The organism is Frateuria sp. (assembly GCF_035944355.1).
Classification (GTDB): Bacteria; Pseudomonadota; Gammaproteobacteria; order Xanthomonadales; family Rhodanobacteraceae; genus Frateuria_A.
Map to the genome: position 1 here is coordinate 368,127 of NZ_DASZBH010000014.1, position 24,527 is coordinate 392,653.

Sequence of the window (24,527 nt, forward strand, 5' to 3'; positions counted from 1 at the left end):
CACGAGCTTGAGCACGGTTTCTGGCCGGCCGGCGGAAGGTCGGATATGTCGACCAGCAGGTGGTGGTGGCCAGTGTGCTGCTTGTCCACCCCAGCCGGCGCCACGTCCATGAATCCGAAGCGGACCGTGACCTCGCGCCCAACGGTGGCGCCATCCGTTTCATGGCGCGGCTCCGCCTCGGGCGGGCCAGCATGCCGTGCGGCGCGGGCTTGCGTCATGCCGTGGTCACCGGCCCGCCACCGGCGCGCAACGCGCCGGTCCGAAGCTGTCCCCAACCGCGATGGGGACTTGCAATGCGCATCGGCATCGTCAGCGAAACCTATCCGCCACAGATCAACGGCGTCGCGCTGACCGTGCATGGGCTCGCGGCCGGACTGGCCGCGCGCGGGCACAGCATCGAACTGGTGCGCCCGCGCCAGCGCGATGCGTTCGAGGATGAGCCGGGCATCCTGGTCCAGGAAGTACACGGCATGGCGCTCCCGCGCTATCCCGGCCTGCGCATGGGGCTGCCCGCGGGCCGCCTGCTGCGCGAGCGCTGGCGTCGCCTGCGGCCGGATGCGTTGTACATCGCCACCGAAGGCCCGCTCGGCCACTCCGCCCTGCGCGCGGCGCTGCGGCTGGACATTCCCGTGGCCACCGGCTTCCACACCCGCTTCGACACCTATGCCGCGCACTATGGCCTGGGCGTGCTCGGGCCGGCCGTGCGGCGCTACCTGCTTGGCTTCCATCGCCGGGCCGACGCCACGCTGGTGCCCACCGACGCGCTGGCCGCGGAGCTGCGCGGCCTTGGCCTCGGCAATGTGCAGTTGCTGCGCCGCGCGGTGGATACCGCGCAGTTCCATCCGGCCTGGCGCGACCCGGCGCTGCGCGCCGGCTGGGGCGCCGACGGAAGCACGCCGGTGGTGCTGTACGTAGGACGCATCGCGGCGGAGAAGAACCTGGCGCTGGCCGTCGAAGCCTTTCGGGCCATCCAGCAGCGCATGCCCGCGGCGCGCTACGTGTGGGTGGGCGACGGACCCGAACGCACCGCGCTGGCGGCAGCGAATCCCGATTTCATCTTCGCCGGCGCGCAGCGCGGCGAATCGCTGGCGCGTCACTACGCCAGCGCGGACGCGTTCCTCTTTCCCAGCCTGAGCGAAACCTTCGGCAACGTGATCCTCGAGGCGCTTGCCGCAGGGCTGCCGGTGGTGGCGTTCGACCAGGGCGCCGCGCACGATCACCTGCGCCACGGGCACAACGGCTACGGCATCGCACCGGGCGACACGGAGGGTTTCATTGCCGCCGCTGCAACGCTGGCATGCAACCCGGGTCTGATAAGGCACATGGGACGTGCCGCACGGGCCAGCGTCGAGCGGCTGTCGCCCGATGCCGTATTGCGCGAATTCGAAACACTGCTGTACGGGCTTGCACGCGGGGAGAGTCCGGTCCATGGCATCTGCGCCCACGCCTGAGTTGCCGCGCTTCGCGCTGGACCTGAAGGTCTGCGTGCTCGCCAATCGCTGGGGTACGCGGCGCGCGGTCGGGGCGGCGTTCGGCATCGTCAGCCGCCTGGGCGACGGCATGTTCTGGTACGCACTGATGCTGGCGCTCGCGTTGGCCGACGGCAGACGCGGCGTCAGCGCCGCGGCCCACATGGCGGCGACCGGGCTGGTCGCGCTGCTGCTCTATCGCGTGCTCAAGCGCTGGACGCGCCGGCCACGGCCATTCCACGCCTGCCCGGGCGTGGTCGCGCACGTGGCGCCGCTGGACGAATTCAGCTTTCCCTCCGGACACACCCTGCAGGCCGTGGGCTTCACGATCGTGGCGCTGGCCTGGTATCCGGCGCTGGCGCCGCTGCTGCTCGGCTTCACCTCGCTGGTGGCGATGTCGCGCGTGGTGCTCGGCTTGCACTACCCGAGCGACGTGCTGGCGGCGATCGGTCTGGGCAGCGTGCTCGGCGGCGTCTCGCTGCGGCTCGCCGGCCTCATCTAGCGCAAGCGCCGCAACCCGGCCCGGAATCCGTCGACAGCGATACCGCAACGCTGGTCAGTTCTTGCCCACGCCGTCGCTTCACGCTTGCCGATCAGCAGGATAGGCAATCTATCCACAGGCTTGCCCCAGCCGGCTCCACAGCCATTGTGGAAAAGTCACCGATCGACGGCGCGCAGCGCGCAGCGCCGATGCGCAAAACTTCGCCAGGATGTGCCAAGTGCCTGTCGGCAAAGCGGGCTGCGCGGTTTGTCCACAGGCTTATCCGTAAGGCATCCACACGAGCTGTGGAAAAGCCGTCCGCCGAAACGACGATGCCGCCCGAGGGCGGCATCGTCATCGCATGGGCGGCGATCACGCCGCGCGCGGCGCCTTCATCAGCAGGCCGAACAGCTCGGCGAGCTTGTCGCGCATCTCGCGGCGGTCGACGATGAGGTCGATCGCGCCGTGCTCGAGCAGGAACTCCGAACGCTGGAAGCCCTCCGGCAGCGTCTCGCGCACGGTCTGCTCGATCACGCGCGGGCCGGCGAAACCGATCAGCGCCTTGGGCTCGCCGATGTTGATGTCGCCGAGCATGGCCAGGCTGGCGGACACGCCGCCGGTGGTCGGGTTGGTCATCACGCTGATGTAGGGCACGCCGGCGTCGCGCATGCGCGCCAGCGCGGCGGAGGTCTTGGCCATCTGCATCAGCGAGAACAGCGCCTCCTGCATGCGCGCGCCGCCGGTGGCGGAGAAGCACACCAGCGCGCTCTTGTCGGCCAGCGCGCGCTCGGCGGCGCGGGTGAACTTCTCGCCCACCACCGAACCCATCGAGCCGCCCATGTAGGAGAACTCGAACGCCGCCGCGACCAGCGGGCGGCCCTTGAGACGGCCGCTCATGGTCACCAGCGCATCCTTCTCGCCGGTGGACTTCTGCGAGGCGAGGATGCGGTCGCGGTACTTCTTGGAGTCGCGGAACTTCAACGGGTCGGTCGGCTCGAGGTTCGCCCACAGCTCCTGCGTGGAGCCCTCGTCCAGCAGCGAGAACAAGCGCTCGCGTGCGCCGATCGGATGATGGTGGCCGCACTTGGGACAGACCATCAGGTTGCGCTCGAGCTCCGGCCGGTACAGGACGGTACCGCAGCCGCCGCACTTCTCCCACACGCCCTCGGGCACCTTGCCCTTGCCGGCCGGCGCGCTGTGCGTGCGCGCACGCGGAGTCATGATTTTCTGCAGCCAGTTCATAGTGACGCCTCTGGTGAAGCGCCCATTCTAACCGAGAACGCCGGTCGCCCCAGCGCCGCGGCGCCCCGCCCACGCGGGCGCCGTGCGGGCTCAGGCCGCGTCGAGCGCCGCGCGGATCGGCTGCAGGAACGTCCGGGCGCGACCGGCGGTCTCCGGCCCGGAAGCCGCGCCGGCCAGGCTCTCCACCAGCGCGCTGCCGATCACCACCGCGTCGGCGAAACCAGCGATGGCCTTGGCGCTGGCCGCGTCGCGCACGCCGAAGCCCACCGCCACGGGCGCGGCGGCGTGCTCGCGCAGACCCGCCACGCGCGAGGCGATGTCTGACGTGCTCAGCCGCGCGGCGCCGGTGATGCCGGCGAAGGACACGTAGTAGAGGAAGCCCTCGGCGGCGCCGCACAGGCGCGCCAGGCGTTCGGGCGCGGTGGTGGGTGCGGCCAGCAGGATCTGCCGCAGCCCTGCCTCGCGCAGCGGCTGCACCACGGCCGATTCCTCCATCGGGCAATCCACCAGCAGTACGCCATCGACGCCCGCCTGCACCGCCGCCTGGGCGAAGCGCGCGTAGCCGTACATCTCGATCGGGTTGAGGTAGCCCATCAGTACCACCGGGGTATCGGCATCGTGCTGGCGGAACTGGCCCACCCAGCCGAGCACGTCGGACAGGCCCACGCCCCTGGCGATCGCCCGCTCGCTGGCGTGCTGGATCACCGGGCCGTCGGCCATCGGATCGGAGAACGGCACGCCCAGCTCGATCAGGTCCGCGCCGGCCTCGACCAGCGCGTGCATCAACGCGACCGTGTGTTCCGGCGAGGGGTCGCCCGCGGTGACGAACGGAATGAGGCCAGTGCGGCCGGCCTCCCTGAGCGCGGCGAAGCGGCGGTCGATGCGGTTCATACCTGCACTCCCTCCCGTGCGGCGATGGTGTGTACGTCCTTGTCGCCGCGGCCGGAAAGATTGCACAGCACCAGAGCGTCCTTCGGGTACTCGCGGGCCAGCTTCATCGCCTGAGCCACGGCGTGGCTGGACTCCAGCGCGGCCAGGATGCCCTCGGTGCGCGCCAGCAGGTGGAATGCTTCCAGCGCCTCGTCGTCGGTGACGCCCACGTACTGGGCGCGGCCGGCGTCCTTGAGGAAGGCGTGTTCGGGGCCCACGCCCGGGTAGTCCAGGCCCGCCGACACCGAGTGCGTCTCGGTGATCTGTCCGTCGTCGTCGCACAGCACGTAGGTGCGATTGCCATGCAGCACGCCGGGCCGGCCGGCCGCGAGCGAGGCGGCGTGATGGCCGCTGGCCAGGCCCAGGCCTGCCGCCTCGGCGCCGACGATGCGCACGCCGGCGTCATTGAGGAAGGCGTGGAACAGGCCGATCGCGTTGGAGCCGCCACCGACGCAAGCGGTGATCACCTCGGGCAGCCGGCCGTATTGCTCCAGCACCTGCGCGCGCGCTTCGCGCCCGACGATGGCGTTGAAGTCGCGCACCATCTGCGGATAGGGATGCGGACCGGCCACCGTGCCGATGATGTAGAAGGTGTCGGCCACGTTGGTCACCCAGTCGCGCATCGCCTCGTTGAGCGCGTCCTTGAGCGTCTTGGAGCCGGAGGTCACGGGCACCACTTCGGCGCCCAGCAACTTCATGCGGTAGACGTTGATCTTCTGTCGCTCGATGTCCAGCGCGCCCATGTAGACCACGCACTCGAGCCCGAAACGGGCGGCCACGGTGGCGGTGGCCACGCCATGCTGGCCGGCGCCGGTCTCGGCGATCACCCGCGGTTTGCCCATGTGGCGGGCGACCAGCGCCTGGCCGACCGTGTTGTTGATCTTGTGCGCGCCGGTGTGGTTGAGGTCCTCGCGCTTGAGCAGGATCTGCGCGCCGCCGACGTGCCGGGACAGCCGCTCGGCGTGGTAGACCGGGCTCGGTCGGCCCACGTAGTGCCTGAGGTCGCGATCGAGCTCGGCCAGGAAGCGCGGGTCCTGGCGCAGGCGCTCATAGGTCGCGGTCAGCTCGGCCAGCGGCGCCATCAGCGTTTCGGCGACGTAGCTGCCGCCATAAGCGCCGAAGCGACCTTGTTGGTCCGGCCAACGATGGAAATCCTGGATCGATGACATGTGAGGTTCCCGTGCAGTACCCGCGGCCGCCCGGCAGTCCGGAACGGCGGATCCCACACGCTACCGCAGGGTGGCTGAAGGAAAAAGCGATAAGATCGCTCCCATCTGTCAGCAAAACTCACACGATGCCCGCCCCGCGCGACCTGCCGCCACTCAACGCCCTGCGCGCCTTCGAGGCCACCGCCCGGCTGGCCAGCGTCAGCCGCGCCGCCAGGGAACTGCACGTCACCCACGGTGCCGTCAGCCGGCAGATCCGTGTCCTGGAGGAAGCCCTGGGCCAGCCGCTGTTCGCCCGTCAGGGCCGTGGCCTCGCGCTGACCGCGCCGGGCCAGCGGCTGCGCGACGGCGCGGGCGCGGCGTTCGAGCAATTGCGCGACACCTGGCAGCGCCTGGCCGGCGCCGAGCAGGAACGGCCATTCGTGCTGGGCTGTCCAGGCAGCCTGCTGGCCCGCTGGGTCATTCCGCGGCTGGACCCGCTCGGCCGTGACCTGCCCTCGCTGAAGCTGCACCTGAGCGCTCAGGAAACGCCCTTCGAACCGGCACTGCCGGGCCTGGATGCCGCGCTGCTGCTCGCCGAGCCGCCCTGGCCACAGGATTGGCGGGTACGCGAGCTGGCAACCGAGCACATCGGGCCGGTGCTGAGCCCACGCTGCCCGCTCGCCGGCCGCCTGAGCGGCCAGCCCGCGCGCGCGCTCGTCGGCGAGCCGCTGCTGCACACCAGCTCGCGCCCGCAAGCATGGCCGCAATGGGCAACCGCCAACGGCATCGCACCGCAGGAGCTGGTTCATGGCCAGGGCTTCGAGCACCTGTACTACCTGCTGGAAGCGGCAGTGGCCGGGCTGGGAGTCGCCATCGCGCCGATGCAGCTGGTGGCCGATGACCTTTCCTCGGGCCGCCTGATCGCGCCCTGGGGATTCGCCCCGACACAGGGCCGCTGGATTCTCGCCGCCTCCCGCCGCAGCCAGGACGAGCGCATCGACGCACTGGCAGCGTGGCTGCGCGAAGCACTCGGCTAGGAAGCCTCGCGCACCGCCTGGATGAAGGCGCGCATCCTTTGCGGGTCCTTGATCCCGGGCGCCGACTCGATCCCGCTGGACACGTCCACGCCCCATGGCCTGGCGATGCGGATGGCCCGGGCCACGTTGCCCGGGTCCAGGCCGCCGGCCAGGATCAATGGCTGCGCCAGGTCGCGCGGCATCAGCGACCAGTCGAAGCTGCGGCCTGCGCCGCCGGCCTCGCCCAGGCCGTGGCCATCGAGCAGCAGGCCCGCGGCGCCCGGAAAGGCGCGCAGGAGCGGCAGGGCCGCGTTGGGCTCGGCCATGGCGATGGCCTTGAGGTAAGGCCGCCCGAACTGGGCGCACCAGGCATCGGTCTCGGAGCCGTGGAACTGCAGGAGCTGCGGCTGCACGGCGTCGATCACCTCGTCGACGAACACGGCCTCGTCGTCCATGAACAACGCCACGGTAGCGACCATCGGCGGCAGCGCGCGGGCGATGGCGCGCGCCTGCCCGATGCCCACCTGCCGGCGGCTGCGCGCAGTGAAGACCAGGCCGATGGCGTCGGCGCCCAGTTCGGCGGCGAGCACGGCGTCCTCGATGCGGACCATGCCGCAGCACTTGATGCGGGTCATGCGCTCACCTCGGCCGGCAGTTGCCAATGATTCTCGTAACGTGGCCCGAGGAAGGTAAGGCCCGAAGCCGGCGCGGTCGGGCCCGCCGCTTCGCGGTTGCGGCCGGCGAGCAGTTCGCCCGGCCACGCGACCGGCCGCTGGCCCCGCCCGACCGGCAGCAGCGAACCCACGATGTTTCGCACCATGTGGTGCAAGAAGGCGTTGGCTTCGATGTCGATGATCACCTGCGCGCCCTCGCGGCGCACCTGCAGCCCGAGCACGCAGCGGCGCGCATGCGCTGCCTGGCAGGACACGGCGCGGAAAGCGGAGAAGTCGTGTTCGCCGAGCAAGGCCTGCGCCGCCGCATGCATCGCCCCGGCATCCAGCGGCAGCCGTTCCCAGGTCACGTAGCGGGCATCCAGCGCGGCCCGCACCGGGCGATTGAGGATGGCGTAGCGATAGCGCCGGCTGCGCGCCGCGAAGCGCGCATGGAACGCCTCAGGCACGGCTTGCGCCCACAACACCGCCACGCTTGCCGGCAGGTTCGAACACGCTCCCAGCACCCAGCCGCGCATGTCGCGCTCGACCGGCGCATCGAAGTGCACCACCTGGCAACGCCCATGCACGCCGGCATCGGTGCGCCCGGCGCAAGTCACCTCGATGGGATGGGCCGCCACCCGCGACAGCGCCTGCTCGAGCGCACCCTGCACGGTGGCGCCGTGGGTCAGGCGCTGCCAGCCGAGGAAATCGGTGCCGTCGTATTCGACGCCCAGGGCGATGCGCATGGGTGGAATCCTGCAGAACAGCCGGAAAGCTTAGCAGCTGCCGCCCTTCCTGCAGGGCGCCCGTCCACGAAGCCCAAGACCGGCCGGACCACGGGCGCGGGCCTGAAAACGCGACGGGCCGGCATGGCCGGCCCGTCGTGCAAGCGTGCGAAGGGCACTCAGGCCAGCGAATCGAGCAGGCGCTGCGCCGCATCCTTCTGCGTCCGGCTACCCTCGTTCATCACTTCCTCGAGCATGGCGCGGGCGCCGTCCGCATCGCCCATGTCCATGTAGGCGCGGGCGAGATCGAGCTTGGTGTCGATCGGGTCGTCGCTGAATTCGGCCGGTTCGTGCGGCGTGGCCGCATGCGCCGCTCCCGCGGCCTCCTCGACCGGCTCTTCGAAGGCCCAGGAAGAATGCGCGGGTTCTTCGTCCTCCGAAACCGATTCGAAATTGCGGACCACGGTACGGTCGTCGTCGACCGCCATGTGCGTGTCCGCCGCCTCCGATGGCGCCGCCGGGTTGGGACGCGGCGGGGTCAGGTCGAAGTCGAAGTGGTATTCGCTGACCTTCGGTTTCGCGCTCGCGGGCTCGCGGATCGACGGCGTCCCGTTCGTCTCCTCGTCCGACGGGTAGCTGCCGAGGTCGAACGAGTGCAAGGCTTCTGTGGCGTGGTGATCAGGCTCTTCGGCGAAGGCCTCCGGCGCCTTGTAGCCGGCGCCCGCGAACAGCGGATGGCCTGGCACCAGGTCCTCGCCCATGGCGAGCACGTCCTGCCATTCGTCCTGCTGCGGGTCGGCGATGTGCGCATGCATCGCCTCGGCGGCGGCCTCGAAGTGCTCGACGTCGCGGCGCGAGTAGTAAAGGCTTACCAGCTCCAGGTGCAGGCCGATGTCGTCCGGATGCTCGGCCAGCTGATCGAGCAGCTCGTCCTGATCCGGGTCGGCGCTGGCCGCCGGCGCGGCCGGCATGCTGCCGAAGCGGTCGGCCAGCGAGGGCGCCACCGGCGTGACCCGGCTCGGCTCGGCCGGCTTGCGCCGGCGCCCAAGCAGGGCGAGCAGGATCAGCAACAGGACCGCACCACCCGCCGCAGCCCAGGCCCACTGCTGCATGTACCAGGGTTCCTCGGCCGGGGCCCGCAGCGGTGCCGGCCCGGGCTTGGCGACCGGCTTGCTGGCCGGCGCGACCGCCGGCTTGGCAGAGGTGCCCGCGGTCGCGGCGCCATGCGCTGCCGTGGCACTGGCCGCGCCCGCTACGCGTGCGGCAGAGCCGACGCTGGCGGGCGTGGCCGGCGCGGCGCTGTGTGCGGCGGCAGCAACCGGTGGCCGGCTGGCCGCCGCCGGGACGGACGATACGGCGGCAGCGGCGGGGGGTGTTGCCGCCGCCGGCAAGCCGGCCTTCTTGCGTGCATCCGCCAGCTTCTGCTGCAGCTCGGCGATCTCGTTGTCCTTGAGCGCCAGCAGGCGGGTGTTCTTGTCGTTGATCTCCTGCAGGTCCTTCAGGCGCGACTTCAGCTCGGCGCTCTGCTGCTGCAGGGTGGTCAGGGACTCCTGGCTGCGCAGCAGGTCCTGCCGCAGGGCGGCGTCACCCTTGCCGCTGCCGCCCTTTGCGCCGGCACCCTTGCCGCCTTCCTTCGCAGGCACCAGTGCGAGCCGGTCGGCCGCAGAGGTGCCGGCGGGGGCGCTGGAGGTCTGCGCGCGGGTGGCCGCATCGGCCACGGTGGTGGTCGAACGCACGGCACCGGCGCGCCAGTCGCTGTTCTGCCGGCGAATCTCGGCCATCGCGGCAGCCACGTTCATGGCCTGCGCGTCCTGGCTGGTCGGCACGCGCAGCACCGCACCGCTCTTCAACGCGTTGATATTGTCCTGGTAGAAGGCGCCGGGGTTGGCCTGCTTGAGCGCCATCATCATCTGGCTCGCATCGACCCCGGCGGGCGCGAGCTTGCGCGCGATGCTCGACAGCGTCTGGCCCCGCTCGACCGGACCGTACTGGCCGCCCGCGGCCTCCTGGCTTGCGGCAGGCCGAGTGGGTGCCGACCCGGCGGGCGCCGCGGCCGAACGGGGCGCGGCGCGCGACATGCCGTGCGACGCACTGCGCGGCGCGCTCACGACGGGCGCTGGCTGGGTGCCCGGCGGATCGAGCAGGATCGGGAATTCGCGCAGGCTGCGGCCGCTGGCGTTGTCCACTTCGACCAGCAGGTCCAGGTAGGGGTCGTTGATCGACACCGCGCTGGTGATGCGGATCACCTTGCGCCCGCCCACGTCGACGACGGCGAACTGCAACGGGACGTCGGGCCGCGCACCGGACAGGCCCGCATGGGCGAAGTCTTCCGGCGAAGCCAGGCGCGCACTGAGGTTGCGCAGCTCCGCGGGGCTGTCGGACGTGAGCGGAATCTCCGCGAGCAGCGGCTGGCCGAGTGCCGACTTGACCTGGACCTGGCCCAGGTCGAGTGCCGCCGCCTGGGTGCTGCCCAGCGCGAGCGCCAGCAGCATCGACAGTTTCAACGAACGATTCATCGTGATTCCCCCAAGACGACCCCGAGACGCTTCATGCCATCGCCGCAGGCCGCGGCGACACCGGAACGCGCGTCACTTTAGTTATATGCCGGCCAATCAACAATAGCTGCGACGAATGCTTAGCGCATATTGCTGCGCCATATTCTCGCTGTGCGGGCGGTCATTGGCCCGCCGCCGAAGCCGTCTGGGATCGGGCCGCTTCCTCCAACTGGCGCTGGAGCTCGGCGATCAGCCGGTCCTTTTCCTCCAACTGGCGGCTGGCCTGGTGGCTGCTCGATTCCTGCTTGTCGACCTGCAGTTCCAGCCGGGCGACCTCGGTTCCGTGCGCCTTCAACTGCTGCTTGAGGCGCGCCGCAGCAGGCACGTGGGCAACCGCGGCCTGCTCGGGCGCGCCATCGGCGTGGGCCGCCAGCGCGGCCAGCAACAGCAGGCAAGAGGGGAACCAGATTCTTGGCATCTTTATAGATAGTCCTCGATCAACCGCTCGGCGATCTGCACCGCATTGAGGGCGGCACCCTTGCGGATGTTGTCGGCCACGATCCACAGATCCAGGCCGCGCTCGTGCGAGATGTCCTCGCGGATGCGGCCCACGAACACCGGGTCCTTGCCGGCCGCATCGCCCACCGGGGTCGGATAGCCGCCGGCCTTGCGTTCGTCCATCACCACCACGCCATCGGCCTGCTCCAGCAGCGCCCTCGCCTGTTCGGCGCTGATCTTGTCGCGGGTCTCCACGTGCACCGCTTCGGCGTGGCCGTAGAACACCGGCACGCGAACCGCCGTCGGGTTCACCGCAATGGAGTCGTCCTCCAGGATCTTGCGCGTCTCCCACACCATCTTCATTTCTTCCTTGGTGTAGCCGTTGGGCTGGAACTCGTCGATGTGCGGGATCACATTGAAAGCGATCTGCTTGGGGAATTTCTTGCCCGGTTCCACATCCTGGAAGTTCAACAGCGCCGCCGTCTCGCGGCCGAGCTCCTCCATTCCGCTGCGCCCGGCGCCGGAAACCGACTGGTAGGTCGCCACGTTGATCCGCTCGATGCCCACGGCCCGGTGGATCGGCGCCAGCGCCACCAGCATCTGCATGGTCGAGCAGTTGGGGTTGGCGATGATGCCGCGCGCGGTGTAGTCGGCGATGGCGTGCGGGTTGACCTCGCTGACCACCAGCGGGATGTCGTCCTGGTAGCGGAACTCGGAGGTGTTGTCGATCACCACCGCACCGGCCGCCGCGGCCCGCGGCGCGTGCGCCTTGCTGACCGAGCCACCGGCGGAAAAGAACGCGATGTCCACGCCGCCAAAGTCGTAGTCGGCCAGGTTGCGCACGGTGACCTGCTTGCCGCCGAAGGAGATCTTCTCGCCGGCCGAGCGCTCGCTCGCTAAGGGCACCAGCTCGCCGACCGGGAAATCACGCTCGGCCAGGATCGCCAGCAGGGTTTCGCCGACCGCGCCGGTAGCGCCGACCATGGCGACCTTGTAGCTGCTCTTCTTGCTCATGGGTGTTCAATGCCTATGTCTTGTGGAATCTAAGGCGCCGGCCGCATGGCCAGCGCCTCGGGGTTGAGGAGGGACGGCGGCCGGCCCGCGTGCGGACCGTGCCCGAACGAGGCCAGCACGTTGTCCACCGCCATCGCGGTCATCGCCCGGCGAGTGTCCCAGGTAGCGCTGGCGATGTGCGGGCTGAGGATGACATTGTCGAGCTCGCGCAGGGCCGGGCGCACGTCCGGCTCGCCCTCGAAGACATCCAGCGCCGCCGCGGCCAGCCGGCCCTCGGCGAGGGCGGCGGCCAGGGCTGCGTCGTCCACGATGCCGCCGCGGGCGATGTTGACCAGCACGGCGGTCGGTTTCATGCGGGCCAGCTCCGCGGCGCAGATCGCATGGCGGGTTTCGTCGCTGAGCGGCAGGGCGAGCACCAGGAAGTCCGACTGCGCCAGCAGCGCGGGCTTGTCGACGTAGCGCGCGGCGCACTCGTCCTCGATCGTCCGCGGCAGCGCCGAACGGTTGTGGTAGACCACCTGCATGCCGAAGCCCACCGCCCGCCGCGCGATCGCCTGGCCGATGCGGCCCATGCCGAGGATGCCCAGCGTGCGGCCGCGCGTATCCAGCCCCAGCCAGGCCTTGAACCCGGTGCCGTGCCAATGCCCCGCCCTGAGCCAGCGCTCGGCCGCTCCCATGCGTCGCGCCGAGCCCAGCAGCAAGGCCCAGGTGTAGTCGGCCACGCTTTCGTTGAGCACGTCGGCCGTGTTGGAGGCAAGGATGCCCGCGGCGGTCAACGCCGGCAGGTCGAGGTTGTCGAAGCCGACTGCCAGGTTGGCGATGATGCGCAGGCGCGCGGCTTCCGCGACTTCGGCGGCACCGATGCGCTCCTTCAGGCCGACGATGGCCGCGTCGCAGGCGGCCAGCCTCGCCGTCAGTTCGGCAGCGGTGAATACGGTTTCCTGCGGCTCGGCCGCCACCTCGAAGTGCGGCTCCAGGCGGGCGACGACGTCGGGAAAGGTGGGGCGCGAGATCCACACCCGCGGCTTGCCGGTCATGAGCGGTCCGAACGGTGGAGGTCAGGCGATGCGCGGAGCCACCGGCCCCACGTCGCCGCATTGCGCCCGATGCCGCAGCGCGTGATCCATCAGCACCAGCGCCAGCATGGCCTCGACGATGGGCGTGGCGCGGATGCCCACGCAGGGATCGTGCCGCCCCTTGGTGACCACCTGCACCGGCTGCCCGGCCAGATCGACGCTGTCACCGGGAACCAGGATGCTGGAGGTGGGCTTGAACGCCACCGACACCGTCACCGGCTGGCCGGTGCTGATTCCGCCAAGGATGCCACCTGCATGATTGGACGTAAAGCCGTCCAAATGCATTCCATCGCGATGCTGGCTGCCGCGCTGGGCGATCGCGGCGAAGCCGGCGCCGATCTCCACGCCCTTGACCGCGTTGATCGACATCATGGCGGCGGCCAGGTCGCCGTCGAGCTTGCCGTACACCGGCTCGCCCCAGCCCGGCGGCACGCCTTCGGCTACGGCATTGACGCGCGCGCCGACCGAGTCTCCGGATTTGCGCAGCGCGTCCATGGCGCTCTCCAGCTCCGGCACCTGTGCGGCATCCGGCCAGAAGAACGGATTGCCCTCCACCGCATCCCAGTCGAGGCCGCGCGGCGCGATCTCGCCCAGCTGCGCCAGGTGGCCGCGCACGCGCACGCCATGGCGCTCGGCCAGCCATTTCTTGGCGATCACCGCGGCGGCCACGCGCATGGTGGTTTCGCGCGCCGACGCGCGCCCGCCGCCGCGCGGGTCGCGGATGCCGTATTTCTGCCAGTAGGTGTAGTCCGCGTGGCCGGGTCGGAAGGTCTGCGCGATGTCGCGGTAGTCCTTGCTGCGCTGGTCGGCGTTGCGGATCAGCAGAGCGATCGGCGTCCCGGTGGTGCGGCCCTCGTACACGCCGGAAAGGATCTCGACCTCGTCCGCCTCGTGCCGCTGCGAGGTGTGGCGGCTGCGGCCGGTCGCGCGCCGGTCGAGGTCATGGCGGAACTCTTCCGGCGCGATCGACAGGCCGGGCGGGCAGCCGTCGATCACGCAGCCGATGGCCGGCCCGTGGCTTTCGCCGAAGGTGGTGACGGTAAAGAGCTTGCCGAAGGAGTTGCTGGACATGCGCCGCGGCCGGTTTCAGATCGGTCGAAGCATAGCCGCTCGCTCCGCCTTCCGTGGAGGCGCCTACGGACCCGCGGCCTGCCATTCCCGCGCCAGGATGGCGAACACCGCGTCGTCGACCCACTCGCCGTGCAGCCACAGGCTCTCGCGCAGGTGCGCCTCCTGGCGCATGCGGAGCGCGCGCAGCAAGGCCATGCAGGCCAGATTGCGCGGATCGACCGAAGCATGCACGCGGCGCCAGCCCAGCGTGCCGAAGCCGTGTCCGAGGAGCGTCTGCAGGGCCTCGCGCGCATATCCCCGGCCCTGGTGCGCGGGTGCGAGGGTGATGCCGAACTCCACCGAGCCGTCCGGCTCGGCCGGCAGGCAGATGCCGAGATCACCGACCAGCGTGCGCTCTTCGCGCAGGCGGATGGCGCGCTGGAACCAGCCGGTCGCCGGATCGGCGGGCTGCCCGTCGATGAACGCGCGCGCCGCGCCGGCATCCGCCGGCCGCCAGCCCTGGAAGCGCGCGACGGCCGGATCGCCGCGGTAGGTGTACAGCGCCTGTGCGTCCTGCGGCAGCAGGCGATCGATCCGCAGGCGCGGCGACTCAAGCTCCACGGCCGGCCCGACTGCCGTTCAGCGGCGCGCCGCGGCCGCCGTGCGGATCGCCGCGGCGTGCTCGACCAGCTCGCGCCGCTCCAGCGCGAACACACCCATCGGCCCGACCTTGAACTCGATCCACACGAACGGCACCTGCGGCAACAAGGCGGCCAGCGCGTGCTCGCTCTCGCCCACCTCGATGATCAGCAACCCGTCCTCGCTCAGGTGGTCGGCCGCCTGGTCCAGGATGCGCAGGCAGATGTCCAGGCCGTCCGCGCCGGAGGTCAGACCCAGCTTGGGCTCGTGGCCGTACTCGCCGGGCAGCGCGGCGTATTCGTCCTCGGTGACGTAGGGCGGGTTGGAGACGATCAGGTCGTAGCGGCGGCCGGCCAGGGCGCCGAAAAGGTCCGAGCGGATGGCCTCGACGCGCCCGTCCAGGTGGTGGAAGGCGATGTTCTCTCGCGCCAGCGACAGCGCCTCCTCGCTGATGTCCACGATGTCCACCTGCCAATGCGGGTGGTACTCGGCCATGGCGATGCCGATGCAGCCGGAGCCCGTGCAAAGGTCGAGCGCGCGCTCGACCTGACGGCCGTCCAGCCAGGGCGCGAAACCCGACTCGATCAGCTCGGCGATCGGCGAACGCGGCACCAGCGCGCGGCGGTCGCTCTTGAACTTCATGCCGGCGAACCAGGTCTCGCCGACCAGGTAGGCCACCGGCAACCGCTCGTTCACGCGCCGCTCGATCAGCTCGAGCACGCGCGCCTTCTCTTCGGCGGTGAGCCGGCCGGCGCCATAGGCCGGCGGGATGTCCGGCGGCAGGTGGAGGCTCGCCAGCACCAGGTGCGTGGCCTCGTCGATCGGGTTGTCGTGGCTGTGCCCGAAGGTGAGCCCGGCCGCCGAAAACCGGCTGGCGCCGTAGCGGATGAAGTCGATGATGGAGGACAGTTCGGCGGTCACGGCGGGTGGCCAGCTTGAAGGGTCGGCAAGTATAGGGCTTCCCCACCTCATCCTCCGCAGAGCGGGGGCTCGATGTACGGCATCGCCTATACTGGCCGGATGACTTTCGCCGTCCTGCTGCAATACATCCTCCCCCATCGCGCGCTGTCGCGCGTGGTCTACTGGGCCACGCGCTGGACCTGGCGGCCGTGGAAGAACTTCCTGATCGGCCAGATCGTGCGCCGCTACAAGGTCGACATGGCCGAGGCGGTGCAGAGCGATCCGTTCGCCTATCAGCACTTCAATGCCTTCTTCACCCGCAAGCTCAAGCCGAACGCGCGCCGCGAGGATGCCGATCCCACCGCCTTGATCTCGCCGGCGGATGGTCGCATCAGCCAGGCCGGGCGCATCGTCGAAGGGCGCATCTTCCAGGCCAAGGGGCAGGAGTACACCGCCGCCGAGCTGCTCGGCGACGAAGCGGCCGCCGCGCCCTATCGCGACGGCGACTTCGTCACGATCTACCTGTCGCCGCGCGACTACCACCGCGTGCACATGCCGCTGGGCGGCACGCTGCGCGAGACGGTGCACGTGCCCGGGCGCATCTTCAGCGTGGCGCCCTTTGCCGTGGAAGCGATCCCGCGCCTGTTCGCCCGCAACGAGCGGCTGGTGTGCCACTTCGACAGCCCGCACGGGCCGTTCGTGGCGGTGATGGTGGGCGCGGTGCTGGTGTCCTCGGTCGCCACCGTATGGGACGGCTTGGTGATCCCGCCCTATGCCTCGGACATCCGGCGCAAATCCTTCGCCGGCCAGGGCATCACCCTGGCGCGCTTCGCCGAGATGGCGCGCTTCAACATGGGCTCGACGGTGATCCTGCTGCTGCCGCCAGGCATGATCGAGCTCGATGCGCTGCAGTCCCAGCAGACGGTGAAACTGGGCCAGCGCCTGGGCCGGCGTCCGCTGCCGACCGACTGACGTCTGCCGGCGCCTGGACATCCTGTCCTCCGCTGCCGTGCCCGGTTGAGCCTGCTTACCGGGCGGAGATCGGCCAGGCCGCGCGCAGCGAATATCCCATCTCTGCGGCACGCCTCCGCAGGACCGCTATCTGTCCCGGGGTCGCGGGCACCGACACTGGCTATGCCCGCGCCGGCTCGGCCATCCCGAGATCGCCCCGCGCGGCATTGCGCTCGGGCTGGCGGTGGCCTGGCACGAGACCAAGGATTCGCCCTACCCCTTGTGCGCGCCCGTCATCGCCGCCTGCTGCGCGTGGTGCGCCGCCGAGGGACGTGCACGGCCATCGTGCCTCGCGCGAACGCGAGGACCCGGTCGACCGCTGGATGCAGCCCAGCGCCGCGGCCTGAGCACGCGGTAGACGGCGCCCTGCCGGTCAGCGGCAGGACGGCAGCCGCAGCACCTGCCCCGCCTTGATGCGCTGGTGCTTGAGGTCGTTCATGTCCGACACCTCGCCCACGTCCGAGCAACCGAGCTTGCGCACGATGCCGGCCAGCGTGTCGCCGTGGCGCACGACATAGCGCGTATGCGGGCTGGCGGTACGGCTGGGCGGCGGCGGATCGGACTTGGCCACCTGCGGCACCACGGCCGAATGCAGGTCGCTGGCCAGGATCGGCCACGGGCCATCGACGCAGCGCGAGGCATACGCGGCTTCCAGCTGCTTGGGCACCTGCAGGTCGCTGCCGGCCGGCTGGGCCACTTGCGGGTCCAGCCGGGGGTTCAAGTTGCGCAGGGTGCGGAACCAGCCCTCGTCCATGCCTTGCGCCGAGCCCAGGCAGATCGTCAATTCGGACAGCGAAGCCGGCCGCTTGAGCGTGATGTGTCCGGGCGCGCCGTTGATCTTGGGGAAATGCAGGTTGTAGCTGTCCGGATGCAGGAACAGCCACGCCGCCGCGAGCACCGCCGGGACGTAACCGCGGGTCTCTTCCGAGAGCTGGTCGTAGATCTTCGGGTCGTAGAAGCTCAGGCCGGTGTCGCCGCCGATCATCCGCCGCATGCGGCCCTCGCCGCCGTTGTAGGCGGCCAGCGCCAGCTCCAGGTTGTTGTTGAACACCCGCAGCTGCTCGTCCATATAGGCCGCGTTGGCGCGCGCCGATTGCGCCGGATCGAAGCGGGTGTCGAAGCCGCTGTCGCTGCTCAGGCCGAAACGCAGACCCGTGGCATACATGAACTGCAGCGGCCCGGCCGCGCCCGAACGCGACACCGCGTGCACCTTGCCGCCGGACTCCTTGGCCATGATGCCGAACAGCAAGGCTTCTGGCAGGTCGGCCTTCTGGTACTGCGGCCACATTTCGTAGCGCATGTACTGGTAGTTGATCCAGGTGTCGATCAGGTTGGAGCGCCACTGCGTCAACCACATCTCCAGCGCCGCCTTGACCGGACCATTCATCGCGATCAGTTCGGACAGTTTCTGCCCGCGCAGCAGGGTCACGCTGCGCTGGGCCTGCGGCAGGGCGGCGGCGCCCCCTGGCGCGGCGGCGGCCGCATCCTCGGAACCCTCCTCGCCCAGGGCGTCCAGGTCGGCGCCGGCGAAGAAGCTGCCGTCCTTCATGCGCAACAGGTGGTCGAACACCGAGAAGAAGCGCTGCGGATCACAACCGGGCGTGTTGCCGCACCGCGCGGCAGCCTGCTTGAGGCCGTCCAGCGCATCCTTGAGGCTTTGCTCCGAGGCCTGCCCGTTGCCCTCGCGCGCCTGTTGCAAGGCGGTCTCGTAGCCCTTGCTGGACGCATCCAGCTGCGCGTAGAGCGTGTTGACCGCGGCGGGCGCGCGGTTGCCTCCGCCCGTGGCGCAGGCTGCCAGGAGAACCAGCCCGGCAGCCAGCGGCGCCAGACGAAAACGATGAGCAAGGGTAGACAACGGCATGACGAAAGCTTGACGGCGGGAATACATTCACCATAGCGCATGCAGCCGCGATGCCAAAGCCGCGAGCCCGTGCGACGGTGCAGGCCGCGATGCGCATCGGCCTGGCTACAATCGGCCCTTCCCAGCACGGAGCGCTTAGATGTCCGACAGCCCGATCGGCCGCGACGGCGATACCGACGCCTGCCTGGAAGCGCGCTACACCAACCGCCGCGGCAGGGTCGCCACCGACACCGGCAGACCGGTGTCGCTGATGCTGCCGGTCGAGGGCTTCTCGCGGCAGGGCATGCCCTGCATGATGGCCGACGTGAAGGGCGACCTGGCGTGCCTGGCGCTGCCGGCAAGCGAGCCCGGCGACAAGCTCAAGGCGCGGCCGTCAAAACTCCGTCTCGCCGACTGGCAGCCGCAGGCCAACCCGGCGATCTATCCCGACGACATGCCGGAGGAGATCCTCCACCTGCTCGGCAACCGCATCCGGCACGCCTGGCGAGGCTGCACCTCGCGTGACCAGAACGCCGTGCGCGCGGCGGCCGAGACATTTGCGGCATGAGCGAGACGAACGGCAAGCAGGTGATGCACACGATGGGCAACCAGATCAGCCGGCAGATCCTGCGCGGCGTGCTCGGCGGCATCTTCGGCGGACGGCGCTGATCCATGCCGCGCGTGGCCGTCGTCGATGCCGATACGCCCTTTCGCGAGCGCCTGCGCGAGGGCTTCGGCTACCCGTTGCGCGGCGGCGCGCTGGCCACCTGCGCGGCGCTTGCCCTTGCCCACTACGTCGCGCTGCTGCCGGCGTTCGTCGGCCTGCTCGGCGGCGCGCTGGTGTGGACGGCGACCTGGCGCTACGCCGCCGATTGCATGCGGCACACCGCGCATGGCTACGCCGAGCCGCCGGACGTTGGCGTCGACGGCAACGACGCAGCCGGCTGGGCGCTGACCGCCATCCACCTCCTCGCGGCCGCCAGCGGCGTGCTCGCCATCGTGTTCTTCCCTGCCCTGCTGTGGCCGGTGATCGTGCTGTTCGCGCTGATCCTGCCGGCGGTGGACATGACGCTGGCGTTCGACGCCAACCTCGCCCTGGCGCTCAACCCGATGCACCTGGCCCGCGTCATGGCCGGCTTTGGTGGCGCCTATCTGGTGCCGGTGGCGATCAACCTGCTGCTGGGCGCGCTGGTGGTGCTGGCCTCGGTCGCCACCGCCGCGCTGCCGCGGTTGCTGGCGGTGCCGCTGTTCGCCTTCGCCTACACTTACCTGGTCATCCTCGCCTTCCACCTGATGGGTGGCATGCTGCAGCAACGCCGCGAGCATTTCGGTATCGAGGCACAGGCCGAAGCGCTGGCCAACGCCGCCGGGCAGGACGCCGACAGCCGCCTCGCCGCCCAGGCCAGCGAGCTGGCGGCCGAGGATCCGCAAGCCGCGCTCCGCCTGCTCGCCGGCCGCCTGCAGGACCGCGCCGCGCCGCCGCTGCTGCACGAAACCTATCGCGCGCTGCTGCGCCGGCAAGGCCTGCGCGAGGGCCTGCTGGTGCACGGCCAGATCTGGATCGCCGCGCTCGTCGCGGGCAACGAGACGGCCAAAGCGCTGCGCCTGGTGCAGGAGTGCAGCGAACTGGATCCGGCCTTCCTGCCGGACGATCCGGGCAACGCCGCCACGCTGGCGGAACTGGCCGCCCGGCAAGGCATGAACCGCATGGCCGCGCGGCTGTGCCGCGGCTTCGTCAAAGCCTGGCCGCGGGATGCGCGCTCGCCTCAATGCGCGCTGCTCGGCGCCCGCCTGCTCGGCGGCCCGCTCGGCCAACCGGCCGAGGCGCTGGTGCTGCTCGGCCGGATGGGAACGCTGCCCGCCGACCACCCCTTGCGCAGCGACTTCGAGGCCCTGGCCGCGCAGCTGCGGCAACCGGCGGGTGCGGCATGAGCCGCTGGCGGCCACCGGCGCCCTCCTCCACCGCGATCGTCACGCGCGAGGGCTTCGAGAAACTGAAGGCGGAGCTGGACCACCTGTGGCACACCTTGCGCCCGGAAGTGGTCAGGGCGCTCGCGGCCGCCGCGGCCGAGGGCGACCGCTCGGAGAACGCCGAGTACACCTATCGCAAGAAGCAGCTGGGCGAGATCGACCGGCGCGTGCGCTACCTCAGCAAGCGCATCCCCCTGCTCAAGGTGGCCGAGGGCGTGCCGGCGGATCGCGAGGCGGTGTTCTTCGGCGCGCAGGTGGAGCTGGAAGACACGGCCACCGGCGAGGTGGTGCGCTACCGCGTGGTCGGCCCGGACGAGACCGACGCGCGGCGTGGCTGGATCAGCATCGATTCCCCATTGGCCCGCGCGCTGCTCAAGAAGCGCGTCGACGACGAGTTCGAAGCCGAGCTGCCGGGCGGGCGGGTGCGCTTCGCCATCCTGGCGGTGGACTACGTTTCGGGTTGAGTGCCGAGCGCCGCCAGTTCCTGTCCCACGTACACCACCAGGAACAGGCCCAGCAGCACCAGGATGGCCGCCAGCAGTTTCTCGCCCACCGGGCCGGCGTAGGCCTCGGTGCGCGCCAGCGCGATGTCGCGGCGGTTGCGCAGGAAGCGCGCCGAGGCGAGCAGGATGATCAGCGCGCCGAACACGATCAGCAGCAGGCCGATCCATTCGGTGGTGCGCAGGTGCAGGTGCAGCTTGCGCGCCGCGTGCGAAGCGCTGGTCGAGGCGTAGGCGATGAACAGGTCGAAACGCTCGATCAGGAAGCCGAACGCCATGACCGCGATCGCCGTGCGCACCCAGGCCAGGTAGGTACGCTCGTTGGCGGCATGGTCGCTGAAGTGGGGGATCACGCAGGGGACTCCGCGGCGTGGGAGGGCCACTGTGCCGGCCGGGGCGTCAAGGGCCCGTGGGTTGGCGGTTTTGCGCTTCGGCCTTCTCCACCCGCCCGCCAGGAGCGGAAGGGCTCGCTACGCCCTCATCGGCTCCGGATACGCCCGTCCCGCACGCAGCGGCTGGTAACAAGCGGCCTCCTGGTGAAAGACCTCGCTCGCGTTGGCTCCATGCCATCCGGGGATACCCGATAGCGGCAGCGGCCGCAGCTCCTGCGGATCGCGCAGCACGCGCCCTTGCGCGACCGCACAAGCCACCCGCTCACAAGCCGCAGGCGCGTGGCCGATCACCGCGATGGCCTTGCCCACCAGCAGCCGTCCGGGCTCCAGCGCGTGCTCGAGCAGCGCGTGCCCGAACACCACCAGTTCCAGCGAGCCATCCAGCCATGCCTCCCGGTGGCGCCAGAACAGGCCGTACCAGTCGTGCGCGTCCCACAGCGCGAGCAGGGCCGGATCGCGCAACGCCAGGATCACGCCCGCCTCGTCGAAATGCGTGAGCGCGCACTGCGGGCGCGTGCGCTGCTTCGGCCCGGCCTGGCCGATACCGGCCACCTGCTGCGCATTGAGGGCTCGCTTGAGCGGCGCATGGCGCAGCCACACCAGCGCGTTGAACAGGTCGTGCCAGTTGCCCTCGCGAGTGGCGATGGCGCCGCTGCCGGCGATGCGCTGCTCGTAGTGCAGGCCATCGGCCAGCAGCGCAGGCGTCTGCGCCACGAACCGCTCGCGCGCGCCCGTGGGCCAACGCGCATTGAGTGCGTCCAGCGCGGGCCAGTCCGGCCCGTGCAGCAGGTCCGCGTACTCGCTCCATCCGGCCAGCGGCGGCCGCCCGAACACGGCCGGATCGACCGCCCCGCGCGCCGGCGCGACGTAGCGCATGGGCGGCTAGACGACCTTGAGCAGCGACGGCGCCAGGCGCGCGTGCAGGTCGTGCTCGTCGGCGCGCTCGACCGTCACCTGCACGAACTGGCCGGGCTTGAGGCCCTGCCCGTCGGCGATGTGCACGAGGCCGTCGATCTCCGGCGCATCGGCCGAGGAGCGCGCGACCGCACCCTCTTCGCTTGCCGCGTCGACCAGCACGGTGAGCGTGCGGCCGATCTTGCGTTGCAGCCTGGCCGCGGAAATCTCCGCCTGCACTTCCATGAAACGCTCGAGCCGGTCTTCCTTAAGCTCCTCGGGCACCGCGCCGGGCAGCTCGTTGGCCTTGGCGCCCTCGACCGGCGAGTAGGCGAACGCGCCCACGCGGTCCAGCTGCGCCTCGCGCAGGAAGTCGAGCAGTTCCTCGAACTCCGCGTCCGTCTCGCCAGGGAAGCCGACGATGAAGGTGCTGCGCAAGGTCAGCTCCGGCACTGCCGCGCGCCAGCTCCTGATGCGCTCGAGCGTCCTGTCGATGTTGCCCGGCCGCTTCATCAGCTTGAGGATGCGCGGGCTGGCGTGCTGGAACGGGATGTCCAGATAGGGAAGGATCTTTCCTTCCGCCATCAGCGGCATCACCTCATCCACGTGCGGATAAGGGTAGACGTAGTGCAGGCGCGTCCACACGCCAAGCTCCGACAGGCCCTGGCACAGCTCGGTCATGCGCGTGCGCCAGGCCTTGCCCCGCCATTCGCGCTCGGCGTACTTGAGGTCCACGCCGTAGGCGCTGGTGTCCTGCGAGATCACCAGCAGCTCCTTCACGCCGCCCTTGACCAGCCGCTCGGCCTCGAGCAGCACCTGGTCGACCGGCCGCGAGACCAGGTCGCCGCGCATCGAGGGGATGATGCAGAAGCTGCAGCGGTGATTGCAGCCCTCGGAAATCTTCAGGTAGGCGTAGTGCTTGGGCGTGAGCTTGACGCCGGTGTCCGGAATGATGTCCAGCAGCGGGTTGCGCTGCGGCGGCAGCGCCGTGTGCACCGCGCTCATCACGCTCGCGTAGTCCTGCGGGCCGCTGATCGAGAGCACCTCCGGGTAGGCCTCGCGGATCAGTTCCGAGCGCTTGCCCAGGCAGCCGGTCACGATCACCTTGCCGTTCTCGTGCAGCGCCTCGCCGATGGCGTCGAGCGATTCCTGCACCGCCGCGTCGATGAAGCCGCAAGTGTTGACCACCACCGCGTCGGCCGCCTGGTAGCTGGGCACGATCTCGTAGCCCTCCACCTTCAGCTGGGTGAGGATGCGCTCCGAATCGACCAGCGCCTTGGGGCAGCCGAGGCTGACGAAACCGATCTTGGGGGAAGCCTGCGACATGGGACTGCTACCGGGGCGTACGGGTAAACGGCTGATTATAGGGGAACGGGGAACGGGGAACGGGGAACGGGGAAGCATGCCCGGACAGGCCCTTCACGTTCCCTGTTCCCCGTTCCCTGTTCCCTGCCCCACTTACAATCGCGCGACACCGACCCGCAGGAGCCGCCCCATGGGCCAGACGATCAACATTCCCACCACCCGCACGCAATGCATCGGCGGCTACCTCGCCAAGGCACAGGGAAAACCAAAGGGCGGCGTGGTCGTGATCCAGGAGATCTTCGGGGTCACCGCGCACATCCGCGACGTGGCCGACCGTTTCGCCGCGGCCGGCTACACCGCGCTGGCGCCGGCCTTCTTCGATCACCTGGAAAGCGGCCTGGAACTGGGCTACGACCAGGCCGGCATGGAGCGCGGCAAGGCGCTGGTCACCGAACTGGGCCTGGACCGCGCGGTGGAGGACGTGGCCAGCGCGGCCGAGGCGATCGCCTCGGCCGGCCGCATCGGCACGGTCGGCTTCTGCTGGGGCGGCACCGTCGCGCTGTTGTCGGCGCTGCGGCTGGGGCTGCCTTCGGTGAGCTACTACGGCGCGCGCAACGTGCCGTTCCTGGGCGAGAAGCCGAAGGCGCCGGTGATGTTCCACTTCGGCGAGAAGGATCCCAGCATCCCGCCCGAGGCGGTCGCCAAACACCGCGAGCTGCTGCCGCAGATGGACGTCTATACCTACCCGACCGGCCACGCCTTCAACCGCGACCACGATCCGCACTACGACGAGGCCAGCGCCAAGCTCGCCTGGCAGCGCACGCTGGCCTTCTTCGACCGGGAGCTGGCAGGCGCATGAGCGCCGGCTTCCTGCTCGATCCGCGCCTGGCGGCCGATACCCGGCCGATCGCGCGGCTGGACCTGTGCGAGGCGCGCCTGATGGACGATGCGCGCTTCGCCTGGCTGGTGCTGGTGCCGCAGCGCGCGGGCCTGGTCGAGATCGCCGACCTGACGCCCTCGGAACGCACCCTGCTGTGGCACGAAGTCGACCGCGCCGGCGCGGCGCTGCAGGCGACCGTGCCCTGCGACAAGCTCAACCTCGGCGCGCTGGGCAATATCGTGCGGCAGCTGCACGTGCACGTGGTCGCGCGCCGCGAAGGCGATGCGGCCTGGCCCGGCCCGGTGTGGGGCAGCGGCGCCGCCGTGCCGTACGGCCAGGCCGACCGGGAAGCGCTGGTGCAGCGCTTGCGGGAGGCGTTGCAGGGCGCGCGCTGAGCG

The 24,527-nt window shown here is 70.4% G+C and carries 25 protein-coding genes; 9 read left to right on the plus strand and 16 right to left on the minus strand.

Features of this window, described 5'->3' with window-relative positions:
• Positions 1–293 precede the first annotated feature (293 nt).
• Positions 294–1,451 carry a glycosyltransferase family 1 protein gene (locus tag VGU03_RS12295; protein ID WP_327480895.1) on the plus strand — a complete coding sequence of 386 codons (1,158 nt, stop codon included), beginning with the start codon at positions 294–296 and terminating at the stop codon, positions 1,449–1,451.
• Positions 1,429–1,971, plus strand: a complete 543-nt coding sequence (locus VGU03_RS12300; protein ID WP_327480897.1) for a phosphatase PAP2 family protein — start codon at positions 1,429–1,431, stop codon at positions 1,969–1,971. Before VGU03_RS12295 ends, VGU03_RS12300 begins: the two co-directional genes overlap by 23 nt.
• Positions 1,972–2,322: 351 nt before the next feature.
• On the opposite strand, the gene accD is transcribed toward VGU03_RS12300, so the two are convergent.
• The 3 genes from accD to trpB all read right to left on the minus strand — a co-directional run bounded on the left by accD (position 2,323) and on the right by trpB (position 5,291).
• Complete coding sequence (accD, locus tag VGU03_RS12305; protein WP_327480899.1) at positions 2,323–3,192, minus strand: acetyl-CoA carboxylase, carboxyltransferase subunit beta; 870 nt, start codon at positions 3,190–3,192, stop codon at positions 2,323–2,325.
• A gap of 90 nt (positions 3,193–3,282) precedes the next feature.
• Positions 3,283–4,083: a tryptophan synthase subunit alpha gene (gene trpA, locus VGU03_RS12310; protein ID WP_327480901.1), complete on the minus strand. Its 801-nt coding sequence runs from the start codon at positions 4,081–4,083 to the stop codon at positions 3,283–3,285.
• Positions 4,080–5,291, minus strand: coding sequence for a tryptophan synthase subunit beta (gene trpB / locus VGU03_RS12315; protein WP_327480903.1), 1,212 nt, complete (start codon positions 5,289–5,291; stop codon positions 4,080–4,082). The genes trpA and trpB overlap by 4 nt, the downstream gene beginning before the upstream one ends.
• A gap of 125 nt (positions 5,292–5,416) precedes the next feature.
• On the opposite strand from trpB, the gene VGU03_RS12320 reads away from it, so the two are divergent.
• On the plus strand, positions 5,417–6,307 hold the full coding sequence (locus tag VGU03_RS12320) for a LysR family transcriptional regulator (protein WP_327480905.1): 891 nt from the start codon (positions 5,417–5,419) through the stop codon (positions 6,305–6,307).
• Here the strand turns inward: VGU03_RS12320 and VGU03_RS12325 are convergent.
• The 9 genes from VGU03_RS12325 to prmB form a co-directional block, all read right to left on the minus strand.
• Positions 6,304–6,921, minus strand: a complete 618-nt coding sequence (locus VGU03_RS12325; RefSeq protein ID WP_327480907.1) for a phosphoribosylanthranilate isomerase — start codon at positions 6,919–6,921, stop codon at positions 6,304–6,306. The two genes, VGU03_RS12320 and VGU03_RS12325, sit on opposite strands and share 4 nt — an antisense overlap.
• A complete protein-coding gene (truA, locus tag VGU03_RS12330) occupies positions 6,918–7,685 on the minus strand; it encodes a tRNA pseudouridine(38-40) synthase TruA (protein WP_327480909.1) in 768 nt (255 codons plus the stop codon). Before truA ends, VGU03_RS12325 begins: the two co-directional genes overlap by 4 nt.
• A gap of 158 nt (positions 7,686–7,843) precedes the next feature.
• Positions 7,844–10,180 (minus strand): FimV/HubP family polar landmark protein, encoded by a 2,337-nt coding sequence (locus VGU03_RS12335; RefSeq protein WP_327480911.1) that lies wholly within the window; start codon positions 10,178–10,180, stop codon positions 7,844–7,846.
• A gap of 160 nt (positions 10,181–10,340) precedes the next feature.
• The gene (locus tag VGU03_RS12340; protein ID WP_327480913.1) at positions 10,341–10,637 is read right to left on the minus strand and encodes a hypothetical protein; all 297 of its coding nucleotides are present in this window, start codon (positions 10,635–10,637) and stop codon (positions 10,341–10,343) included.
• A gap of 2 nt (positions 10,638–10,639) precedes the next feature.
• Positions 10,640–11,671 (minus strand): aspartate-semialdehyde dehydrogenase, encoded by a 1,032-nt coding sequence (locus VGU03_RS12345; RefSeq protein ID WP_327480915.1) that lies wholly within the window; start codon positions 11,669–11,671, stop codon positions 10,640–10,642.
• A 29-nt stretch (positions 11,672–11,700) separates the two neighbouring features.
• Positions 11,701–12,708: a D-glycerate dehydrogenase gene (locus VGU03_RS12350; RefSeq protein WP_327480917.1), complete on the minus strand. Its 1,008-nt coding sequence runs from the start codon at positions 12,706–12,708 to the stop codon at positions 11,701–11,703.
• A 21-nt stretch (positions 12,709–12,729) separates the two neighbouring features.
• On the minus strand, positions 12,730–13,818 hold the full coding sequence (gene aroC, locus VGU03_RS12355; RefSeq protein WP_327480919.1) for a chorismate synthase: 1,089 nt from the start codon (positions 13,816–13,818) through the stop codon (positions 12,730–12,732).
• A gap of 63 nt (positions 13,819–13,881) precedes the next feature.
• Entirely contained in the window at positions 13,882–14,418 is a 537-nt protein-coding gene (locus tag VGU03_RS12360; protein WP_327480921.1) for a GNAT family protein, read from the minus strand.
• An 18-nt stretch (positions 14,419–14,436) separates the two neighbouring features.
• Positions 14,437–15,357, minus strand: coding sequence for a 50S ribosomal protein L3 N(5)-glutamine methyltransferase (prmB, locus tag VGU03_RS12365; protein WP_327480923.1), 921 nt, complete (start codon positions 15,355–15,357; stop codon positions 14,437–14,439).
• Positions 15,358–15,456: 99 nt separating this feature from the next.
• Between prmB and asd the strand changes: the two genes are divergently transcribed.
• Positions 15,457–16,308, plus strand: a complete 852-nt coding sequence (gene asd, locus VGU03_RS12370; RefSeq protein ID WP_327480925.1) for an archaetidylserine decarboxylase — start codon at positions 15,457–15,459, stop codon at positions 16,306–16,308.
• Positions 16,309–16,720: 412 nt separating this feature from the next.
• Here asd and VGU03_RS12375 read toward each other — a convergent pair whose 3' ends face one another.
• The gene (locus VGU03_RS12375; RefSeq protein WP_327480927.1) at positions 16,721–18,208 is read right to left on the minus strand and encodes a transglycosylase SLT domain-containing protein; all 1,488 of its coding nucleotides are present in this window, start codon (positions 18,206–18,208) and stop codon (positions 16,721–16,723) included.
• Between the two features lie 139 nt (positions 18,209–18,347).
• Between VGU03_RS12375 and VGU03_RS12380 the strand changes: the two genes are divergently transcribed.
• The 3 genes from VGU03_RS12380 to greB all read left to right on the plus strand — a co-directional run bounded on the left by VGU03_RS12380 (position 18,348) and on the right by greB (position 20,622).
• Positions 18,348–18,755, plus strand: coding sequence for a helicase HerA-like domain-containing protein (locus VGU03_RS12380; RefSeq protein WP_327480929.1), 408 nt, complete (start codon positions 18,348–18,350; stop codon positions 18,753–18,755).
• A gap of 104 nt (positions 18,756–18,859) precedes the next feature.
• The gene (locus VGU03_RS12385; protein ID WP_327480930.1) at positions 18,860–20,119 is read left to right on the plus strand and encodes a hypothetical protein; all 1,260 of its coding nucleotides are present in this window, start codon (positions 18,860–18,862) and stop codon (positions 20,117–20,119) included.
• Positions 20,116–20,622, plus strand: a complete 507-nt coding sequence (greB, locus tag VGU03_RS12390) for a transcription elongation factor GreB (protein WP_327480932.1) — start codon at positions 20,116–20,118, stop codon at positions 20,620–20,622. Before VGU03_RS12385 ends, greB begins: the two co-directional genes overlap by 4 nt.
• Here greB and VGU03_RS12395 read toward each other — a convergent pair.
• The 3 genes from VGU03_RS12395 to rimO form a co-directional block, all read right to left on the minus strand.
• The gene (locus VGU03_RS12395) at positions 20,607–21,011 is read right to left on the minus strand and encodes a YidH family protein (RefSeq protein ID WP_327480934.1); all 405 of its coding nucleotides are present in this window, start codon (positions 21,009–21,011) and stop codon (positions 20,607–20,609) included. The two genes, greB and VGU03_RS12395, sit on opposite strands and share 16 nt — an antisense overlap.
• A 117-nt stretch (positions 21,012–21,128) precedes the next feature.
• Entirely contained in the window at positions 21,129–21,926 is a 798-nt protein-coding gene (locus VGU03_RS12400; RefSeq protein WP_327480935.1) for a DUF3025 domain-containing protein, read from the minus strand.
• A 6-nt stretch (positions 21,927–21,932) separates the two neighbouring features.
• Positions 21,933–23,270 carry a 30S ribosomal protein S12 methylthiotransferase RimO gene (gene rimO / locus VGU03_RS12405; protein ID WP_327480937.1) on the minus strand — a complete coding sequence of 446 codons (1,338 nt, stop codon included), beginning with the start codon at positions 23,268–23,270 and terminating at the stop codon, positions 21,933–21,935.
• 169 nt (positions 23,271–23,439) lie between these two features.
• Here rimO and VGU03_RS12410 point away from each other — a divergent pair, with 169 nt between their 5' ends.
• The gene (locus VGU03_RS12410) at positions 23,440–24,108 is read left to right on the plus strand and encodes a dienelactone hydrolase family protein (RefSeq protein ID WP_327480939.1); all 669 of its coding nucleotides are present in this window, start codon (positions 23,440–23,442) and stop codon (positions 24,106–24,108) included.
• On the plus strand, positions 24,105–24,524 hold the full coding sequence (locus tag VGU03_RS12415; RefSeq protein WP_327480941.1) for an HIT family protein: 420 nt from the start codon (positions 24,105–24,107) through the stop codon (positions 24,522–24,524). The genes VGU03_RS12410 and VGU03_RS12415 overlap by 4 nt, the downstream gene beginning before the upstream one ends.
• Positions 24,525–24,527 lie beyond the last annotated feature (3 nt).

What these genes read in the sequence shown, in the direction of transcription:
- VGU03_RS12295 (WP_327480895.1), top strand. Translation starts at nt 294, where the DNA reads ATGCGCATCGGCATCGTCAGCGAAACCTATCCGCCACAGATCAACGGC.
- VGU03_RS12300 (WP_327480897.1), top strand. Translation starts at nt 1,429, where the DNA reads ATGGCATCTGCGCCCACGCCTGAGTTGCCGCGCTTCGCGCTGGACCTG.
- accD (WP_327480899.1), bottom strand. Translation starts at nt 3,192, where the DNA reads ATGAACTGGCTGCAGAAAATCATGACTCCGCGTGCGCGCACGCACAGC.
- trpA (WP_327480901.1), bottom strand. Translation starts at nt 4,083, where the DNA reads ATGAACCGCATCGACCGCCGCTTCGCCGCGCTCAGGGAGGCCGGCCGC.
- trpB (WP_327480903.1), bottom strand. Translation starts at nt 5,291, where the DNA reads ATGTCATCGATCCAGGATTTCCATCGTTGGCCGGACCAACAAGGTCGC.
- VGU03_RS12320 (WP_327480905.1), top strand. Translation starts at nt 5,417, where the DNA reads ATGCCCGCCCCGCGCGACCTGCCGCCACTCAACGCCCTGCGCGCCTTC.
- VGU03_RS12325 (WP_327480907.1), bottom strand. Translation starts at nt 6,921, where the DNA reads ATGACCCGCATCAAGTGCTGCGGCATGGTCCGCATCGAGGACGCCGTG.
- truA (WP_327480909.1), bottom strand. Translation starts at nt 7,685, where the DNA reads ATGCGCATCGCCCTGGGCGTCGAATACGACGGCACCGATTTCCTCGGC.
- VGU03_RS12335 (WP_327480911.1), bottom strand. Translation starts at nt 10,180, where the DNA reads ATGAATCGTTCGTTGAAACTGTCGATGCTGCTGGCGCTCGCGCTGGGC.
- VGU03_RS12340 (WP_327480913.1), bottom strand. Translation starts at nt 10,637, where the DNA reads ATGCCAAGAATCTGGTTCCCCTCTTGCCTGCTGTTGCTGGCCGCGCTG.
- VGU03_RS12345 (WP_327480915.1), bottom strand. Translation starts at nt 11,671, where the DNA reads ATGAGCAAGAAGAGCAGCTACAAGGTCGCCATGGTCGGCGCTACCGGC.
- VGU03_RS12350 (WP_327480917.1), bottom strand. Translation starts at nt 12,708, where the DNA reads ATGACCGGCAAGCCGCGGGTGTGGATCTCGCGCCCCACCTTTCCCGAC.
- aroC (WP_327480919.1), bottom strand. Translation starts at nt 13,818, where the DNA reads ATGTCCAGCAACTCCTTCGGCAAGCTCTTTACCGTCACCACCTTCGGC.
- asd (WP_327480925.1), top strand. Translation starts at nt 15,457, where the DNA reads ATGACTTTCGCCGTCCTGCTGCAATACATCCTCCCCCATCGCGCGCTG.
- VGU03_RS12375 (WP_327480927.1), bottom strand. Translation starts at nt 18,208, where the DNA reads ATGCCGTTGTCTACCCTTGCTCATCGTTTTCGTCTGGCGCCGCTGGCT.
- VGU03_RS12380 (WP_327480929.1), top strand. Translation starts at nt 18,348, where the DNA reads ATGTCCGACAGCCCGATCGGCCGCGACGGCGATACCGACGCCTGCCTG.
- VGU03_RS12385 (WP_327480930.1), top strand. Translation starts at nt 18,860, where the DNA reads ATGCCGCGCGTGGCCGTCGTCGATGCCGATACGCCCTTTCGCGAGCGC.
- greB (WP_327480932.1), top strand. Translation starts at nt 20,116, where the DNA reads ATGAGCCGCTGGCGGCCACCGGCGCCCTCCTCCACCGCGATCGTCACG.
- VGU03_RS12400 (WP_327480935.1), bottom strand. Translation starts at nt 21,926, where the DNA reads ATGCGCTACGTCGCGCCGGCGCGCGGGGCGGTCGATCCGGCCGTGTTC.
- rimO (WP_327480937.1), bottom strand. Translation starts at nt 23,270, where the DNA reads ATGTCGCAGGCTTCCCCCAAGATCGGTTTCGTCAGCCTCGGCTGCCCC.
- VGU03_RS12410 (WP_327480939.1), top strand. Translation starts at nt 23,440, where the DNA reads ATGGGCCAGACGATCAACATTCCCACCACCCGCACGCAATGCATCGGC.
- VGU03_RS12415 (WP_327480941.1), top strand. Translation starts at nt 24,105, where the DNA reads ATGAGCGCCGGCTTCCTGCTCGATCCGCGCCTGGCGGCCGATACCCGG.